The organism is Lacticaseibacillus chiayiensis, from assembly GCF_004123795.1.
GTDB classification, from domain to species: Bacteria; Bacillota; Bacilli; order Lactobacillales; family Lactobacillaceae; genus Lacticaseibacillus; species Lacticaseibacillus chiayiensis.
In genome coordinates this window covers 1-657 of the sequence record NZ_MSSM01000109.1, presented here as the reverse complement: position 1 = coordinate 657, position 657 = coordinate 1, and the positions used below count along the sequence as shown (strand labels likewise).

At 49.5% G+C, this 657-nt stretch carries 1 protein-coding gene; it reads right to left on the bottom strand.

Annotated elements, in window-relative coordinates:
- Positions 1–43 precede the first annotated feature (43 nt).
- On the bottom strand, positions 44–657 hold a 614-nt coding region (locus tag BVJ53_RS14860), incomplete at its 5' end, for an IS3 family transposase (RefSeq protein ID WP_129302986.1).

Genomic DNA, 657 nt, shown 5'->3' with positions numbered 1-657 from the left:
CTGTCAAGTTGACAGATGAAATAATATAAAATTTTGGTAGCTTTTAGATGGCCTTATTCCAGTATTCTTCTGGGGTAAGGCCGTCTCTTTGTTCTGAACGATTATCGTGATTGAAATAGTGGATCCCATCTTCAACGAGCTGGACGAATTCCTTGTAAGTCTTTGCCATTGGATGACGATCCATCCACCGCAGTTTAAATTCGTTCCACCAGCGCTCCATTGGTGCGTTGTCATAGGGCGTTCCCGGTCGCGACATGCTTCGTGTGACTTCAAACTGGCTAAGGTAGCGGTTGAACGCCCTAGATGTATAGGCGGAGCCACGATCAGTATGAATGAGCGGATGGACGTTGCCGGCGCGAGTGAAAGCGCGCTGGAAGACCTGAATCTCGGCGGCGGTTGTTTCGGTTGCGCTCAGGCTGTAAGCCAACAGATTGCGGCCATAGAGGTCAAGAACGCCACTGAGGCGCATCTTGTACTCGCCGTTGATACCGTATTTCAACTCGGTTGAGTCGGCTAGCCAGACTTGATTAGGACGTTCCACGTAGAAACATTGATTGAGCACATTGTCTTGTAGGTACTGTTCAGATTGCTTGACGCGACTATGCCGTTTTTGGCGAATCTGACATCGAATGCCAAGTTCGCGCATGACGCGACGAA